We start from the raw sequence: 17,079 nt of genomic DNA on the forward strand, positions 1-17,079 counted from the left end.
GACAGAATGCACACAACGAGACACGCCAGGGCAGTCCTTCCGGCGGCCAGGCTACGGCACATCGCACTGGGCGCGATGGCGCTGGTCGCGGCGACCCAGGCCCATGCCCAGACTCAGGCCCAGGCCCAGCCGCAAGCGGAAAGCACCGAGGCCGCCGCCGACAACGTGGTGGTCGTCAAGGGCTTCCGCGAGAGCCTGAACAACGCGCTCAACATCAAGAAGAACTCGGACGGCATCATCGACATCATCAAGGCGGAGGACGTGTCCAAGTTCCCGGATGCGAACCTGGCCGAATCGATGCAGCGCGTGCCGGGCGTGTCGGTGGCCCAGGGCGATGGCGGCGAAGGCAAGCAGATCACCGTGCGCGGGCTGAACGCCGGCTTTACCCGCGTGCGCATCAACGGCATCGAGGGCACCACCGCCACCGGCGCGTCGGACATCAACGGCAGCACCAACCGCGGCCGCGCCTTCGACTTCAGCGTCTTCTCGGCCGAATTGTTCAACAGCCTGGCCGTGCGCAAGACCTCCGAGGCGGGCGTGGAAGAAGGTTCGCTCGGCGCCACCGTCGACCTGCGCACCGCCCGTCCCTTCGACTTCAAGGGCCGCACCGCCAGCATCGGCGCCCAGGGACTGTACAACACGATCTCGAAGAAAACCGAGCCGCGCCTGACCGCCCTGTATTCGAACCGCTGGGATACGCCGATCGGCAAGGTCGGCGCGCTGGTGTCGCTGGCCTATGCCAAGCGCAACGCCATCGAAGAAGGCTACGAAGCGGTGGACATCGTCGCCGCCTCGGTCAACGGCGGCTTTTGCTCGCCGCTCGGCGCCGCCACCCAATACCCGCTGAACAACGCCGTCAAGGGCATCGATGCCCGCAACTGCGGCTTCGGCGTGCCGCGCTCGGGCGACCTGGCCGCGTATAGCGCCGTGATGGGCCGCCGCGACGATTTCGGCGGCACGGTCGCCAGCCCGGCCGCGGGTTCCGGCTCCTTCCATCCGCGCATTCCGCGCTACCGCCGCTCGCAGACCGAATACGAGCGTGCCGGCATCACCAGCACCCTGCAATGGCGCCCCGACCGCGCCACCGAATTGAACCTGGACGTGATGGGCGGGCGCTACAGCAACAAGCGCTACGACAACTACATCCAGGCGATCTCGTTCGGGCGCGACATGGTCGAAAATGGCAAGGGACAAACCTCGATCGTCGATGCGCGCTTCGACGACAATGGCCGCTGGACCTACGGTAAATTCAACGGCGTCGATATCCGCAGCGAGGCCCTGGTCGACGTCTACACGACCCTGTTCCGGCAGGGCGTGCTGTCGGCGCGGCGCGACATCACCGAGCGCCTGGCCGTCGACCTGATGCTGGGCGTGTCCGATTCGCGCCTCAACAACCCGCAGCGCACCACGGTCCAGATCGACGCACCGAACGTCAACGGCTTCTCGTGGGAGGATTCGAGCAGCGGCGTGCCCAGGCTGGACTTCGGCATGGACGTGTCGAACCCGAACAACTTCTCATTCGGCCCGCAGGGTGCGGACGGCACCGTGCACGGCAACTTCGTCGGCCGTTACCTGCGCACCGCCAACCGCCTGAAGACCAGCTCGGCCAACGTCAGCTACCAGCTGACCGACAACCTGACCCTGCGCAGCGGCCTGTCGGCGCGCAGGAACCGCTGGTTCAACTACGAAGTGCCGTCGGGCGGCATCCCGACGGAGGGCTTGCCGCCCGGCGTCAGCCTGGCCAGCCTGACGCGCCAGCTGTCCGGCTTCGGCAGCGGCCTGGGAGGCAATGCGCCATCGTCCTGGGCGGCGGTCGACATGGACAAATTCCTCGCCGTGTACAACGTCGAATGCCACTGCGCCGACATCCCGCTGTCGGAATACGTGCTGGCGAACCAGGTCAAGCGCCAGGTCGACGAAAAGATCGATGCCCTCTACCTGTCGGGCGACTTCAAGTTCGATGCATGGGGCCTGCCGCTGCGCGGCAACCTGGGCGTGCGCGGCGCCGAGACCAGGACGGTCGCCATGCAGCTGATCCGCGACCCCGCCGGCCAGCTGGTGCCGCGCGTGGTCGAGCATTCCTATCGCGACTGGCTGCCGGCCTTTAACGTGACGGCGACGCTGCCGAAAGACTTGCTGGTGCGCTTCTCGGCGGGCAAGACCCTGTCGCGCGCGGAATATGTCGACCTGTCGCCGTCGGCGTCGATCAACCTGACCGGGCAGTCGGTCTCGATCGGCAACCCGACGCTGGACCCGATCCGCGCGAATACCGTCGACCTGCAGGCCGAATGGTATTACGCGAAGAACGCGATGATCTCGGCCGGCTTCTTCCACAAGGACATCAAGACCTTCATCCAGCGCACCAACGAGCTGATGACCTATGCCGAGACCGGCCTGTCGAACGCCTACCTGACTTCGACCGGCTGCTCGATCACCGGCGGCACCCCGGTATGCCAGATCCAGCCGGACACCCAGGTCAACGTCAGCCAGATGGTCAATACCAAAGGCGGCCCGCTCGACGGCTTCGAGTTCAACTGGCAGACGCCGTTCAGCTTCCTGCCCGGCGCATGGAGCAATTTCGGCGCGCTGGCCAACTACACCCACGTGAAGTCGAAGATCACCTACATCACCCGGGTCGACAATCCGCGCACGCCGGCCAACGAGCAGCTGACCGAGCAAGCGAACTTCATCGGCCTGTCGCCGGACGCCTACAACCTGACTATCTATTACGAGGACAAGAAGTTCAGCGCGCGCGTCTCGGCCACGCACCGCTCGAGCTTCATCCGCGACGTGCTGCGCAACGCCAACGGCAGCGACCACTCGTTCGCGGTGCCGTCCACCCGGGTCGGCCTGTCGATGTCGTACAACGTCTCGCCGCAGCTGCGCCTGTCCTTCGAAGCGCAGAACCTGACCGACGAGCCGCTACGCTACGGCAAGGACACCGAGCGCGACGATACGCTGCTCTACGGTAAATCGGGCCGGTCCTATGTGCTGGGGGCGAACTACAAGTTCTGAGGATGCAGTGTCTCCATGGCCGCGTACGCGATGCGCGGCTTCCTTTCGTGCGCTTTCGGGCGCACTTTTTTTTGCACGACCGGCTGCCGGCCGGGCAGTCGCTAGAGCCGAGGCAAGGTCACGGTGGGGTCGCCCAGCACGACCAAGGTTTGGAGGTCCATTGCCACCAGCTTGCGGAACAGGGCGCGCCCGGCGGCCCCCGGCATCGCTTCGTTCGCCTGCAGTTGCGCCTCCTGGTGGCTACCGTAGAAGGCGCCGGATTGTTTGTAGATCTCGCGGAAGGCCCAGCCGACCGGGGTCGCCACCCCTTGCCGGTACAGGTTGTCGTACAGGGCGCTCACCAAGGCATCGGTCAGGACCTGGTGGGTCTGGGGCTGGCGCAGGGTCCAGTCGAACGTCGGCTCGACATGGCCGATGAACGCGCGCAGCGGCGCCTTGTGCCCGAGCAGCGCGCGCGGCATCGGCGCAATGCGCGCACCGGCCGCCTGCGCGACGCCGTTCAGGATGCGCCCGACGTCGCTGCCGCTGTCGATGACGTCGGCGTAGCGCGAGCTATGGTCGGAACCGGCGGCGCAGCAGGCGTGCGCGTACCATATCGCGCCGTCCGGGCGCCATTCCTTCATGGCCGCGAGCGGCACGGCTTTCTGGTTGTGGTCGACCAGCAGCCCGAGCTGCGCCACCAGCGTGTCCGGCGCATCCAGCGGGCCGGTCATGCCATGGCTGGTCGTGACCACCAGGCCGGGCCGCTTGTCGTTCAGCGCGGTCATGAGGTTCTGGGCCGTCGCGTCCGCGTTTTTCAGCTGCGTGTACCCGGCGAGATCGGTGTCGCTCGCGAACTCGAGGGCCAGCGGGTTGGCGACCGCGCGCGTCATCAGCCAGGTGATGTCGCCGGCGCCGTGGTCGACGCTCCAGATCAGCGGGGCGCCGACGTCGCTTTGCGCGCCGGCCCAGTCGTTCATCAGGGCGTGTACGTAATTTTCCAGTCCCTCGTCCATGCGGAGGTCGAGCCGGCCCACGCACAGCGACAGGTTCATCGCATACTGCACCGCCCACGGGACCTGGGCCGGCGACGCGTACAGGAGCAGGTAACGCGGAATCTGGCCGCGCCCGGTGCCATACACGGGCGCGGTGGTCAGGATGTCCTGAAAGGTCCCGTCCTCGTAATAGCGGCGCAGGTAGAGCTGTCCGAGTTTGGGCGACCAGCGCAGCACGGGCGCATTGCCCCGCGCGGCCAGCAGCGCGCGCAGCGGCTCGGGCGCGTCTTCCCCGCGCGCCTTCGCTGCTGCCGGTACCGCATCGTCGTCGGGCAGTACCAGCCCCCAGCCGACCCGCGGGTGGCGCCAGTTTTCGGGCGCGGGCGGCTCGTCCGGGCCGAGGAGATAGCCGAAATTGTACAAGTCACCGGGCTTGACATCCAGGCGCAGAGCGAAGGGCAAGGGGTTGCGCAGCGTTCCGAAGTTCCCGCAACCCGGGCTCCACCCGTTGATTTGCAGTTCCGCCGCAAAATCGATGGTCGTCATGCGAAATTCCCCCATAGGTCGGGCCACAGGCTGCGGTCCACTTTCGGTTCGCTCGATTCGAGCAGGTTCCGCAATTGGTCGCGCAGCGGCTCCGGGGTGTCGCTGGGCAGGCTGCGCAGCAGTCCCGAGACCGTCTCGATGCGCTCCTGGACCGCCGCCGGCGGCACGCGCACGATGCTCAAGCCCGTCGAACGCTGGTACATGACGGGAAGGCACCAGCGGCGGTAATTCTGGTCCGCCCCGTTCTGGGCCTCGACGTGCATGCAATGCCGCGCATCCGCGAGCGCCGGGCCGAGGTCGACCGCCGTGGCACGGGTCGCGGACGCCGCCTGCGCGGCATCGGCAACGATGCGCAGCGCGCGTCCGTAGAAGTGCCTGCTGAACAGCGTCGCGTCGCTTGAGTGAATCGGTTCGGCCATGCCGATGGTAACCGGGGCGCCGGTACGGGCCAGGCTCGCGGCCATCGAACCGAGACGCTGGATCGGATGGGCACCGTCGCAACTGTTCAGGACGGTCAGCCAGGTGCTCGGCGCCAGGTTCTGGAGCATCGCCAGGCGGGTGATCGAGAGCGCGACCGAACCCTCCGCTTCATCGCCGACGTGGTCGGCGATCGTCGCGAACTGGAGCAGCCCCACGGTGTCTTTTATCAGTCCATGGCAGAAGCAATGCAGGATTTGCGGCGCCTGGTCGCGCAGCATCTGCTCCAGCGCCGCAGTGGTGGCCGGCATGGGCGCCACCTGCACACCGGGCAAATGGCCCGCGTCGATGTCGCCCTGGATCTCGTCGAGCAGGGCCATCTCGCCGACATAGGCGTGCAGCTCGAACCCGGGAAGCCGTGCCCGCGCCGCAGCGAAGGCGACGGCAATCGCCCTGAACTCGCCCCTGGCCTGTACCCGCGCGGCGCTCAGCAAGGTGACCATGCGCACCCGCCCGTCGAAGCTGCGTGGCTGGGGCTGGCCGGCCAGTCCGCTCGGGATGATGCGCCGGACGCTGCAGAATCCCGTCAGTGCGAGGAACTGGGGCGCGGTGTAAAGCGTCTCCCATCGGAAGCGCTCGGCCTCGGCGGTAGCGATATCGAACTGAAAATTTGCACTCGCAATGCCGACAGCGCCGAAGAACTGCCCCAGCTGCTGTTTCACCGCGCCATGGCGGTTCAGCGCCTGGACGAGTGCGCCGCCGTAGTCTTCCACTTCCTGCCGGCTGCCCATGCCGGGCAATTCCCCCAGCTCGAGCCGCTCGTAGTCGAGCATGCCGTCGATGGCGGTGTTGGCCTCGCGTAAGCGGAACATCAGGTTTCCCTGGCAGCCTGCAATTTCAATGGTCGCAAACATGGTCTCCCCTACTTTTCAGGGCGATAGGCGGCAACAATGGCGCTTGCCTGATCCAGCAGCCTGGCCCTGGCCTCGTCGAAGCCGCTTGCGTTGACCTGCTCCCGAACGCGCGCGGACACCTGCGACAGCAGCACGTCGCCCGATTGGCGGCGGAGCTCGTCGAACACCTCCTTCTCGACGAAGCGCTGGGTCGCGGCAACCCAGCTCGACGACGTGTCCGGCACCGCGCCGCCGGCAGCAGAAAGCACTTTCGTGATCGTGCCCCTGAAGCGTTCCCCGGCCTGCGCCTGGGTTACCAGGCGTGCCGCCTGCGTGCCCGCCCGCAGCGCCGCAGCGCGCAGCGCGCTACGCTTGTTCAGCAAGAAATCCGGGTGGCAGTACAGGAAGCCATGCTCCAGGCGTGGCGCGGCGGTCGTTTCCGCGGTGTACAGCAGGCGTGTCGCCTCCCGTAGCGCCGCCGGATTTTCCCGGCCGAGGTCGGAGAACAGCACGGCGCCATGCCATCGGTGCGCCAGGTCGTCCGCGACGTAGGCCATCGGCATGGCATACTCGAGCCGGGCCGGCACGAGGCTGGCCGACCATGCTCCCGCACGGTTGAGCAGTACCGCAAGGTCGTCCGCGCACAGGTCGACATCGCGCCGCATGTGCGGGCGCTCGCACGGGGAAGCCGAAAGACGGACACAGGCACCGGACTCATCGAACGCGGCACGCCCCAGGATGTGGATCGCATCGGCGCCGCGCCGCTCCATGGCCCCCAGTATCCAGTCGATCCAGGGCGCTATCGGCGACTCGCCGCGCCCCGCCGGCGTGGCCGGCGCCTGCGGCGGCGCGTGCAGCAGAATACGCGGATCGCGCCCGGCGTCCGCGGCAAGCGCCTGCTGCCATGGCGCGCTGGCAAACACGTGGACGCGGGTGCCGCTGCGGGTCGAGCCGGCCAGGATACTCGTGGCGAGCCGCTTCAGCCGGTTCGCAACGTCGATCCGGCCAGCATTTTCCGGCGGGTCCACGAGCACGATGTTCTCGAGCACGCCGGTGCGCTCGGCCGCGCGGTACGGAAAATCGGGCAGCCTCAGCACCGGCCTGCCCATCGCCTCGAACAGGCAAGCTTCCCAAGGCAACAGGCCCAGGTAGCCGCAGGGCCGCACCAGCCGCAGCCAGAGCGGCCCCATTGGCGCGGCAGGACCGATCTTCCGCAGGCCGGCGGCGAGCTCCTCCAGCAAGTTTGCCGGGACGCGGTAGTCCCCGCGCGCGCCGAAGTCCGCGAAAGGCCGTTGCAGTTCGACCGCGGCCGGCGCCGGCAGGTTCGCGTCCAGCCCTTCCACCGCGAGGGAGAGCTTGACCAGGTTGTCGCCGCGCCGGTAAGCGAGGGAGGCCGTCAGGACCAGCCTGCCCTGGCCTGCCCGCTTCTTCAGGGCGACACGCACGCGGTTCAGCACAGCGGAGCGGGCGTTGCGCATGACCGCCTCAGGCCATGTGCAGTTGCAGGTACAGCAACCAGGCCGTCACCGGCTTGACGACGTCGCCATGTCCCATGATCTGCCCCTCGCTGCCGTCGAAGGCGACGGGACTTCCGCCAGTCGGCAACTGCACCGTCATGCCGGGCTGCGGCAAGGGTCCACGCAGGTCCTCGCCCGCCCCGCGAGGGCCATAGCCGCCGAGGGCGGCATAGCGGCTCGGCGGCACGCCGGCCGGGGCGATGATGACGTCACCGAGGTCTTTCTTGCGGCGCAGGGCCAGGTGAAACATCTTGTGGAGGGCGGTGTCGTTGGCGCTGTAGGTCATCACCAGCGACTTCGCAACCCGTCCCGGAATCATGTGGTAGCCACCCGGTTCCTTGGTCTCCGGCAGTGTGGACGCGAACGCCAGGTGGGACACGGCCGGCTGCAGCAGCAGCATACTCCTGGCCTTGGCCACCGTATCCGCGCGCGCCAGTGCCGACAACATGACTTTGCAGCCGTACGAGTGGCCGACCAGGTGGACCGCGCTGCTGCGCTGGAGGATCTGTGCCAGCATCGGCGCCACGCCGCGCGCGCCGACCTTGCCTGCGCGGTCCTTCATCTGATACACGGAAGCGACGCGCAGCGCCCAGCGCGGATCGAGGAAGCTGAGGACACCGGCCATGCCCGGCGTCCCGCCCGCCGGACCGTCGATGCTGCCTCCCTCCGGCAGGATGTCGTCGTCGCCGCCGGTCGGCGCATCCGTGCGCTGCACGGCGTCGAAGGCCGCGAACAGGTCGCCCGGGCCGGGGGCCGCGCCGTCTTCCACGGCGTCGTCCATCGGCTCTGCCTGGCGCATCAGCGAGCCGCTGAGCAGCACCGCCAGTTCCTGCGCGCCGGCCTCGTCCAGCCGCGGCGTTTGCATCAGTTCGTAGAAGCGCGCCCGCCCGGCCGGATCCAGGCTGCTCGCCAGGCCGCTGGCGTAGCTCTGCTCGGCATCGGTGCCTGCCAGTCCGGGCGTCGAGGCGATGCTCATGCCCTCGTCGAACGACAGCCAGATGCTTGGCCAGATTACCCCGACGAACAAGGGCTTCACGCTGCTGTGTTGTGCCGCAAGATGCTTTTCCAGTTCCTTCAACAAGCCGCTGTAGCGCTCCGTGGCCTGGTCGAAGTCGTTGTTCCAGCCGTGCGAGAAAACGATGACAGGTTTGTCCGGCACGGCTTCCAGGCGCTCGAGCAATGCCTCCCGGGTCTTGGGCGAGACACAGTCGCCATGCTTGTCGAATTTGATCAGCCAAGTTTCGGTGTCGACTCCGAGATCAACTGCGCCCTGCGACGATGCTGGCATTTGCGTCTCCTTAATATGATCACAACTGGATGGGCCAAATTGCTGATGCAGATTAATAACGAAAAGCTAATTTTGATCCTACGCCCGCAGAAAGCGCTTGTCACTCAAAATTGAAGACCTCGCTTCCGGCCTGTGCGAACATACAACGGACCCGGAACCGCCCGACTGCGGGTCTTGTCGGCGCCGACACTGTGGCACGATCACCCCCGGTGCACGGGCAAGGCGCAACGCTCGGAGGTACACTTTTTCGAGAGGCAGACGGAGCACTCCATGAGCCGGATCACCCACCGCGCCGGCGCCCGAACTCATGCCTTGGTCGTCCGCAAGCGCCGCGTTGTCACGCGTTTCCGGTACACGATCGGCCTGTCCGCCACGCTCTCGACCCGCCTGCAGCCGAACCACCCCACGGACGACCCGTCGGGCATTGCGGCCAACCTGTTCGACGGCCTGATGACCAGGGCCTGGGCCAGCAAACCTGCGAGGTGCGCGCCTACGGGGTGGCCCGCGCCTTCCAACCGTTGCTGGTCAATTCCGTGGTCGGCCTCATGGGACCGGAATACCTGTACGACGGCAAGCAGATCGCCCGCGCCGGCCTCGAAGACCACTTCTGCGCCAAGCTGCTCGACCTGCCGATGGCGGAGTGAGGCGTCCTGTGTAGTCTAGTGCTCGCGCACCAGCTTGAACTGCCTGGCCTGGCGGCCGTAGCCGGCCACCGCATCTTTCACATAGCGGTTGAGCGCATCGCCGGTCAGCGAAAACGGGTACAGCCCGGCCTGGGCGCGCATTTCCGCGAAGCCGGGGCGCGACTCCATGCGCGCAAAGGCGGCGACCCAGCGCCGGTAATCGGCCGCCGGCACGCCCGGCCCCATCCAGAGCCCGCGAATCACAGGCCAGACGACGTCGTAGCCCTGCTCGCGCGCGGTCGGGACAGCGGCCAGTTCGCCCGGCAGGCGCCGTTCGGACAGCACCGCCAGCACCCGCACCTTGCCGCGCCCGGCGTGCAGCAGGGCTTCGGAGGTGTCGCCCGAGACTGCCTGCACGTGGCCGGCCGCCATCGCGATGAACTGCTCGCCGCCGCCTTCGAGCGCCACGAAGCGCAGCTTGCGCGGGTCGATGCCGGCCAGGCGCGCCAGCAGCGCCATCTTGATCCAGTCCTGGCTGCCGACGGTGCCGGACATACCGATCAGGACGCGGCGCGGATCGTCGCGCAACGCCTTGACCAGGTCGCCCAGCGTGCGGTAGGGGGAGTCGGCCGGCACGGCGATCATGCCGTAGTCGGCGCCAAAGGCCGCAACCCAGCGCACGTCGTCGACCTCGGCCTTGCCGAACTTGCCGAGCGCCAGGTTCAGCACCGAACCGCCGGAAAACGCCACCAGGGTGTTCGGCTCGCTGCGGCGCTGCGACACCAGCGTATGCCATGCCACCGCGCCGACGCCGCCCGGCAGGTAGCTCAGCTTCAGCTCGGGCGCGCCGGGGCTGTCGTGCAGCGCCTTTTGCGCCAGCTTGCAAGTCAGGTCCATGGCGCCGCCCGGCTTGGACGGAATCAGGCATTCGGCCGTGCGCGGCTGGTCCGCGCCGGCTCGCGCTGGCAGCACAAGCGGCAGCGCTGCCACGGCAAGCAGGATGAGGGGAAGTCGTTTCATGGCGCCCATCATAGCGCCACGACGGCCCATTTGCAGCGTCAGAAGCGGCGCTGAATGCCCGCCGTGACGCCGCTTTGCGTGGTGCCGGTGCCCGCATCGTCGCGCGACAGGCCGACGAGCTGGCCGTCGTCCGCGCGCGCATGCGCCGCCGACAGGTAGAGGTCGGTGCGCTTGGACAGGGCCAGCATGGCGCGTACGACCAGCATGGTCGGGTCGGCATCCTGGCCGGCCGGGCGCTCCTTTGTATTGATATGGTAGGCCGCGCCGGTAAGGGTCACGGGGCCGATCGTGCGGGTGATCCCGCCCCAGTACGTGTCGCCGCGCAGGTCGGCGGTCGCTGCCTGGCCGGACGCCAGCTTGTAGCCGCGCATGCCGGCGCTGTAGCGCCAGGGGCCGTGCTTGTAGTCGGCGCCGAGGTGGAAAGCCGTGGTCCTGGCGCGCACGCCGCCGGCCGCGGGCGGGCTGCCGTTGACCTGTTCCCATGCCGCCATCAGGCCCAGGCCGCCGCCGAACCAGGAGCCGCCCAGCGCCAGCTTGCGCCCGTCCGCCGTGCCGCCGCCCTGCTCGCCCAGGCCGACCGTCGCGCCGTAGGTGAAACCGCCGCTCGTGCCCTTGTACTTGACGAGGTTGTCGAAGGACGTCGTCATGCCGTATTTCGACGGTCCGGTGGCGCCGCCGCTGGTGGCCCAGGAATAATGCGGGGCGAAACCCAGCGGGTCGAACTTGATTACCAGGTCATAGGTCGTGGTGAAGGAGCGGCCGATGACCAGGCGTCCGAAATCGCCTTCCAGGCCCACCCAGGCCTGGCGCTTGAACAGGGCGCCGTCGGCGGCGCCGCTATCTATCAGGATGCCGCCTTCCAGGTTGAACACCGCCTTCAGGCCGCCGCCCAGGTCTTCGCTGCCGCGCACGCCCCAGCGCGAGGTGTTCTTGCCGCCCGAGACCACGCGCACCAGGCCGCCGCCATCGGCGCCCGCATGGTTGACGGCTTCGACGCCGGCGTCGACCAGGCCATATAGTTGGACGCTGTCCTGGGCGCGCGCGCTCGTGTGGGAAAGCGCTGCCAGGGCGGCGAGCGCGAGAATCGATTGCTTCATGCTGTCTCCGTGCGTTGTCATTGTTATCGAACTGCTCTGTTTGCGGCGACTATATGCATGGGCAGCTTTCAATTCGCTTTCAGCCATGCCCGGAATCGACCAACCTTCACGCAAGGTGGCCTTTGCGCTTACACTGGCGCGATGAGAATCCTGTTAGTCGAAGACCACGTCGAACTGTCGCACTGGGTGTCGAAAGCCCTGCGCGACGCCCACCTCACCGTCGAATGCGCGGCCACCGGCGCCGACGCCGACGCCCTGCTGCACACCCAGGACTACGCCCTGGTGATCCTCGACCTGACCCTGCCCAAGATGGATGGGCTGGACGTGCTGCGGCGCCTGCGCGCCCGTGGCGGCGCGCGCGGCGGCACGCCGGTGCTGATCCTGACGGCGCGCGGCGGCCTGGAAGAGCGGGTGCAGGGACTGAACCTGGGCGCCGACGACTACCTGGCCAAGCCGTTCGAGCTGGCCGAGCTCGAGGCGCGGGTGAAAGCGCTGCTGCGCCGGCGCGGCGGCGCCAGCGAGACGCTGGTGCACCGCTGCGGCCAGCTCAGCTTCGATACCGTGTCGCGCATGTTTACCTATTGCGGCGAGCCGCTGGCGCTGACGCCGCGCGAGCACGCGGTACTCGAAGCGCTGATCGCCCGTCCGGGCCGCGCAATGTCGAAAGAAAAGCTGTTCGACGAAGTGTTCGCCCTGAACGACGACGTCAACCTCGACGCCATCGAACTGTATATCCACCGCGTGCGCAAGAAGCTCGAACGCCGTCCCGACGGCGGCGCCGCGATCGTGACCCTGCGCGGGATCGGTTACCTGATGCAGGAACGCCCGGCGTCCTGAGCGCCGCCGCCATGGCCCTTCCCGCTTCCCCGCCTTCAAAAGCGCCCGGCAGCCTGCGCGGCCAGCTGCTGCGCTGGCTGATCCTGCCGCTGGTCGCGCTGGTCGCGCTGAACGCCGTGTCGCTCTACCGCGATGCGCTCGAGGCCGCCGACGTGGCCTACGACCGCTCGCTGCTGGCTTCCACCCGCGCGCTGGCCGAACGGGTTTCGGTCCGCGACGGCAAGGTGGTGGCCAACGTGCCCTATGTCGCGCTCGACAGCTTCGAGACCGACACCCTCGGCCGCATCTATTACAAGGTCACCGGGCTGGAAGGCGAGACCGTCTCCGGTTACGAGGACTTGCCGCCGGTGCCGCAGAACGTGCCGCGCAGCGACCTGTATCCGGCCCTGGTGCGCTTCTACCACGCCGACTACAACGGCGAGCCGGTGCGCATCGCCGCCCTGCTGCAGCCGGTGTACGACGATTCGATGCGCGGCATCGCCCTGATCCAGGTCGGCGAAACGCTGGACGCGCGCAATGCGCTGTCGCGGCGCATCCTGGTGGGCACCCTGTTGCGCCAGGCGCTGCTGGTGCTGGCGGTGGCAAGCCTGGTGTGGTTCGCCGTGCGGCTGGTGCTGCGCCCGCTGATGCGACTGAAGAACGAGGTCGAGACGCGCGCGTTGTCGGACCTGTCGAACATCGACGAGGCGCTGGTGCACAAGGAGGTGCGCCCGCTGGTGGCGGCGATGAACGGCACCATGGCGCGCATGCAGGACCTGATCGCCAGCCAGCGCCGTTTCATCGCCGACGCCTCGCACCAGCTGCGCACGCCGCTGGCCGTGCTCAAGACCCAGGCCGAACTGGCCCTGCGCGAAAACGACGCCGCCGCGATGCGCGCCATCGTCGGCTCGATCGCCGGCACCACCGATTCCGCCATCCACCTGGCCAACCGCCTGCTGACGCTGGCGCGTATCGAACACGGCAGCGGCAGCGCCGACATGGGGCCGGTGTCGCTGGCGGCGGTGGCCAGCCAGGTCGGCCTGGAAATGGCCCTGCCGGCCGTCACGCGCGGCATCGACCTGGCGCTGGAAGCGGCCGAAGGCGAGGACGCGACCGTCAACGGCCAGGAACTGCTGCTGCACGAACTGGTAGCGAACCTGGTCGACAATGCGATCCGCTACACGCCGCCGGGCGGCAGCGTGCTGCTGTGTATAGCCCGCCATGGCGGCGGCGTCCTGCTGGAAGTGCAGGACAGCGGCCCCGGCATCGACGAAGCGGAATACGACAAGGTCTTCATGCCCTTCTATCGCGCCCAGGCCACGCTGGACGCTAATCCCGGCGGCACCGGCCTCGGGCTGGCGATCGTGCGCGACATCGCCACCATGCACGGGGCCACCCTGGCGCTCGCTCCCGGCGCAGCCGGCCTCGGCCTGAAGGTCAGCGTGCTGTTTCCCGCATGCGAAGCCATGCACTGAATTTGATTGATAGCTGTCTGAAAGCTGATTGAAAGCCAAGGGTGCCTATCCTTGGCACAAAAGAGCAATCCATCACGATGACAACAATCGGAGACAGCATGAACACCTACCTTCCACGCCAGCCGTCCCGGCAGCGCACTGCCCCGCAAGTACCCGCCATCCCTGGCACCACGTGACGGCGCACGCCTGATCGACCCGTAAGCCGGACCGGCGCACACCGCGCCGGCCCGGCGGCGTGTCCCGGTGCCATGCCCTGTCCTGCACCACGCAGGCCCGGCTTCGCCAACCCCGACGCGCCTCCCGCAAAGAGCAACGGCGGACCTGCCTCCAAACGGGCGCCGCACTGCAAGGAGAATGATGATGTTGACCGCCCTGGCCTATTCGATGGTCGTAGTGTTCATGTTCCTGATCATGACGAAGCGCCTGCCGGCGCTGGTTGCCCTGATCGTCGTGCCGATCGCCTTCGGGCTGATCGGCGGTTTCGGCGCCGAACTCGGGCCGATGATGCTGGCCGGGATCAAGAGCCTGGCGCCGACCGGCGTCATGCTGATGTTCGCCATTTTGTACTTCGGCGTCATGATCGACGCCGGCCTGTTCGACCCGATCGTGCGCACCATCCTGAAGCTGGTCGGCGGCGACCCGATGAAGATCGTGGTCGGCACGGCGGCGCTGGCGATGTTCGTCTCGCTCGACGGCGACGGCGCCACTACCTACATGATCACGGTGGCGGCGATGCTGCCGCTGTACAAGCGCCTCGGCATGAGCCGGCTGACGCTGGCCTGCGTGATCATGCTCGCCGGGGGCGTCTTCAACATCCTGCCCTGGGGCGGCCCGACGGCGCGTGCGGCCAGCGCCCTGGGCGTGGAAGTGAGCGACATCTTCGTGCCGATGATCCTGCCGATGGCGGTGACCGCGGGCTGGGTGCTGTTCGTTGCCTATGTGCTGGGCATGAAAGAGCGCAAGCGCGTCGGCTTCCTCAGCGAGATCCCACAGGTGAAGGTGAAAAAGGCGGCGCAGGTCAGCGTGCTGCAGCCGGCCTACGCCGCGGTTCCGGTCGCCGGAGAGATGAACGGCACCACCGGCCAGTGGACTGCGCATGCAGGTGCCGCCGCATCGGATAGCAATGTGCACTTCATCGCTGGCACTGCCGATACCAGTATGACTGCCAGCGCCGGCGGTGGCTCCGGCGGTAGCTCCGGTAACAGCGCCGGGCCAGGCTTCGACGGTGGCGACGCTTCCATCAAGCGGCCAAAACTGATCTGGGTGAACTTCGCCCTCACCGCCGCCCTGATGGGATTATTGATCATGGGCGCCCTGCCGCTGCCGGTGCTGTTCATGATCTTCTTCGCCATCGCGATCATGATCAACTACCCCGGGCTGGAAGAGCAGAAGGAGCGCATCGCCTCGCATGCGACCAACGTCTTGCCGGTGGTGTCGCTGATCTTCGCGGCGGGTATTTTCGTCGGCATCCTGCAGGGCACCAAGATGGTCGACGCCATCGCGACCAGCGTGATCGCCGCCGTGCCGGCCTGGATGGGGCCTTACCTGGCCATCGTCACCGGTGTGCTGAGCATTCCGTTCACCTTCTTCATCTCGAACGACGCCTTTTATTTTGGCGTCGTGCCGATCCTGGCCAAGGCCGCCGCCGTCTACGGCATCAGCGCCGCCGAGATCGGCCGCGCCTCGATCATCGGCCAGCCGGTGCACCTGCTCAGCCCCCTGGTGGCGTCGACCTACCTGCTGGTCGGGATGTCGGGCGTCGAATTCGGCGACCACCAGCGCTACACGCTGATCTGGTCGATCAGCGCGGCGCTGGTGATGCTGGTGGCGGCGGTCGTTTTCGGCGTGATTCCGTTCATGGGCAACGCATAACGCTGGATGCATAAAAAAAGCCCCTGGATTCCAGGGGCTTTCGTCATTTCCGGCTGCGTAGAACTCAGATGCCGACCATCGACACCGCCTTGGTGTTCAGGTAGCCTTCCATCGCCTCCGGACCGCCTTCGGTGCCGTAGCCCGAATCCTTGATGCCGCCGAACGGCAGCTCGGCGCTCGGCGTCGCCGGCTGGTTAATCCACAGCATGCCCACTTCCATGCGGTTCATCAGCATCTGCGCGTTCTTGATCGAGCGCGTGAACGCGTAGCCGGCCAGGCCGTACGGCAGGCGGTTGGCTTCCTGGATCGCGTCTTCCAGGCTGTCGAAGCCGCGGATGCCGGCGACCGGGCCGAACGGCTCGTCGTTGAAGATGCTCGCTTCCAGCGGCACGTCGGCCAGGATGGTCGGCGCGAAGAAGTTGCCGGTCTCGCCAATGCGCTTGCCGCCGGTGGCGACGATGGCGCCCCGTGCCTGCGCATCCTCGACCACCTTCGCCATGGCGCTGATACGGCGTGCGTTGGCCAGCGGCCCCAGGGTCGTGCCTTCTTCCAGGCCGTCGCCCAGCTTCAGGCGTTCGGCATGCTCGACAAAGGCGCGCGTGAATTCCTGCTTGATCGCGTTATGCACCAGGAAGCGGGTCGGCGAGATGCACACCTGGCCGGCATTGCGGAACTTGGCGGCACCGGCGGCCTTGACCGCCAGTGCCACGTCCGCGTCTTCGGCGACGATGACCGGCGCATGGCCGCCCAGTTCCATCGTCACGCGCTTCATGTGGGCGCCGGCCAGGGCGGCCAGCTGCTTGCCTACCGGGGTCGAGCCGGTGAAGGTGACCTTGCGGATGACCGGGTGCGGAATCAGGTAGCTGGAAATTTCGGCCGGATCGCCGAACACCAGGCCGACCACGCCGGGTGGCACGCCGGCGTCGACGAAGCACTGCAGCAGCGCCGCCGGCGAGGCCGGGGTCTCTTCCGGCGCCTTGCACAGGAACGAGCAGCCGGTTGCCAGCGCCGCGCCCAGCTTGCGCACGATCTGGTTGATCGGGAAGTTCCAAGGCGTGAAGGCGGCGACCGGGCCGACCGGTTCCTTCAGCACCAGCTGCTGCGCGGCCGGGTTGCGCGACGGGACGATGCGGCCATAGACGCGCATGCCTTCGGCGGCGAACCAGTCGATGATCTCGGCGCCGGCCATGGCTTCGCCCTTGGCTTCGACCAGGGGCTTGCCCTGTTCCTGGGTCAGCAGGCGGGCGATGTCGCCGGCGCGTTCGCGCAGCAGCTGCGCGGCGCGGCGCATGGTGGCGGCGCGTTCGGCCGCGGGCACGGCGCGCCATGCTTCGAAGCCCGCCTGGGCGGCGGCCAGCGCGCGGTCGAGGTCGGCGATCGAGGCGTGGGCGACGGTACCGATCGGCTGGCCGGTGGCCGGGTTCACGACCGGGATCGTCTTGCCGCCGGTGGCGTCGATCCATTCGTTGGCGATCAGGAGGCGGGTGTCTGGGTAGCTGGTGGGGGAACTGGAAGCGGTCATGGCG

11 protein-coding genes and 2 pseudogenes are annotated in these 17,079 nt (G+C 67.6%); 6 read left to right on the top strand and 7 right to left on the bottom strand.

Annotated elements, in window-relative coordinates; all coding sequences use genetic code 11:
• Positions 1-6: 6 nt before the first annotated feature.
• A complete protein-coding gene (locus IFT60_RS10785; protein WP_192051974.1) occupies positions 7-3,015 on the top strand; it encodes a TonB-dependent receptor in 3,009 nt (1,002 codons plus the stop codon).
• 101 nt (positions 3,016-3,116) lie between these two features.
• Here the strand turns inward: IFT60_RS10785 and IFT60_RS10790 are convergent, their stop codons facing one another.
• Genes IFT60_RS10790 through IFT60_RS10805 form a run of 4 tightly spaced genes read right to left on the bottom strand, consistent with a single transcriptional unit; the run spans position 3,117 to position 8,650 of the window.
• The gene (locus IFT60_RS10790) at positions 3,117-4,535 is read right to left on the bottom strand and encodes a hypothetical protein (protein WP_192051975.1); all 1,419 of its coding nucleotides are present in this window, start codon (positions 4,533-4,535) and stop codon (positions 3,117-3,119) included.
• On the bottom strand, positions 4,532-5,824 hold the full coding sequence (locus IFT60_RS10795; RefSeq protein WP_192051976.1) for a CHAT domain-containing protein: 1,293 nt from the start codon (positions 5,822-5,824) through the stop codon (positions 4,532-4,534). Before IFT60_RS10795 ends, IFT60_RS10790 begins: the two co-directional genes overlap by 4 nt.
• A 50-nt stretch (positions 5,825-5,874) precedes the next feature.
• Positions 5,875-7,323, bottom strand: coding sequence for a hypothetical protein (locus IFT60_RS10800; RefSeq protein WP_192051977.1), 1,449 nt, complete (start codon positions 7,321-7,323; stop codon positions 5,875-5,877).
• A 7-nt stretch (positions 7,324-7,330) separates the two neighbouring features.
• Positions 7,331-8,650 (bottom strand): alpha/beta hydrolase, encoded by a 1,320-nt coding sequence (locus tag IFT60_RS10805; RefSeq protein WP_192051978.1) that lies wholly within the window; start codon positions 8,648-8,650, stop codon positions 7,331-7,333.
• A gap of 270 nt (positions 8,651-8,920) precedes the next feature.
• On the opposite strand from IFT60_RS10805, the pseudogene eutB (IFT60_RS27175) reads away from it, so the two are divergent.
• Together eutB (IFT60_RS27175) and eutB (IFT60_RS27180) are read left to right on the top strand one after the other, a co-directional pair.
• Positions 8,921-9,090 (top strand): annotated as a pseudogene (eutB, locus tag IFT60_RS27175) (ethanolamine ammonia-lyase subunit EutB); the annotation flags it as partial.
• An 18-nt stretch (positions 9,091-9,108) separates the two neighbouring features.
• Positions 9,109-9,285 (top strand): annotated as a pseudogene (eutB, locus tag IFT60_RS27180) (ethanolamine ammonia-lyase subunit EutB); the annotation flags it as partial.
• A gap of 24 nt (positions 9,286-9,309) precedes the next feature.
• Here eutB (IFT60_RS27180) and IFT60_RS10815 read toward each other — a convergent pair.
• Both IFT60_RS10815 and IFT60_RS10820 read right to left on the bottom strand, forming a co-directional pair.
• Complete coding sequence (locus IFT60_RS10815) at positions 9,310-10,293, bottom strand: Bug family tripartite tricarboxylate transporter substrate binding protein (RefSeq protein WP_192051979.1); 984 nt, start codon at positions 10,291-10,293, stop codon at positions 9,310-9,312.
• A gap of 38 nt (positions 10,294-10,331) precedes the next feature.
• Positions 10,332-11,390, bottom strand: coding sequence for a porin (locus tag IFT60_RS10820; protein ID WP_192051980.1), 1,059 nt, complete (start codon positions 11,388-11,390; stop codon positions 10,332-10,334).
• Between the two features lie 141 nt (positions 11,391-11,531).
• On the opposite strand from IFT60_RS10820, the gene IFT60_RS10825 reads away from it, so the two are divergent.
• The 3 genes from IFT60_RS10825 to IFT60_RS10835 all read left to right on the top strand — a co-directional run bounded on the left by IFT60_RS10825 (position 11,532) and on the right by IFT60_RS10835 (position 15,553).
• Positions 11,532-12,227 (top strand): response regulator, encoded by a 696-nt coding sequence (locus IFT60_RS10825; protein ID WP_192051981.1) that lies wholly within the window; start codon positions 11,532-11,534, stop codon positions 12,225-12,227.
• Between the two features lie 11 nt (positions 12,228-12,238).
• Positions 12,239-13,681: a sensor histidine kinase gene (locus tag IFT60_RS10830; RefSeq protein WP_192051982.1), complete on the top strand. Its 1,443-nt coding sequence runs from the start codon at positions 12,239-12,241 to the stop codon at positions 13,679-13,681.
• Between the two features lie 360 nt (positions 13,682-14,041).
• On the top strand, positions 14,042-15,553 hold the full coding sequence (locus IFT60_RS10835) for a CitMHS family transporter (protein ID WP_229510809.1): 1,512 nt from the start codon (positions 14,042-14,044) through the stop codon (positions 15,551-15,553).
• Between the two features lie 64 nt (positions 15,554-15,617).
• Here the strand turns inward: IFT60_RS10835 and IFT60_RS10840 are convergent, their stop codons facing one another.
• Entirely contained in the window at positions 15,618-17,075 is a 1,458-nt protein-coding gene (locus tag IFT60_RS10840) for an NAD-dependent succinate-semialdehyde dehydrogenase (RefSeq protein WP_192051984.1), read from the bottom strand.
• Between the last annotated feature and the right edge of the window lie 4 nt (positions 17,076-17,079).

This window comes from Massilia sp. CFBP 13721 (assembly GCF_014842025.1).
Taxonomy (GTDB): Bacteria; Pseudomonadota; Gammaproteobacteria; order Burkholderiales; family Burkholderiaceae_D; genus Telluria.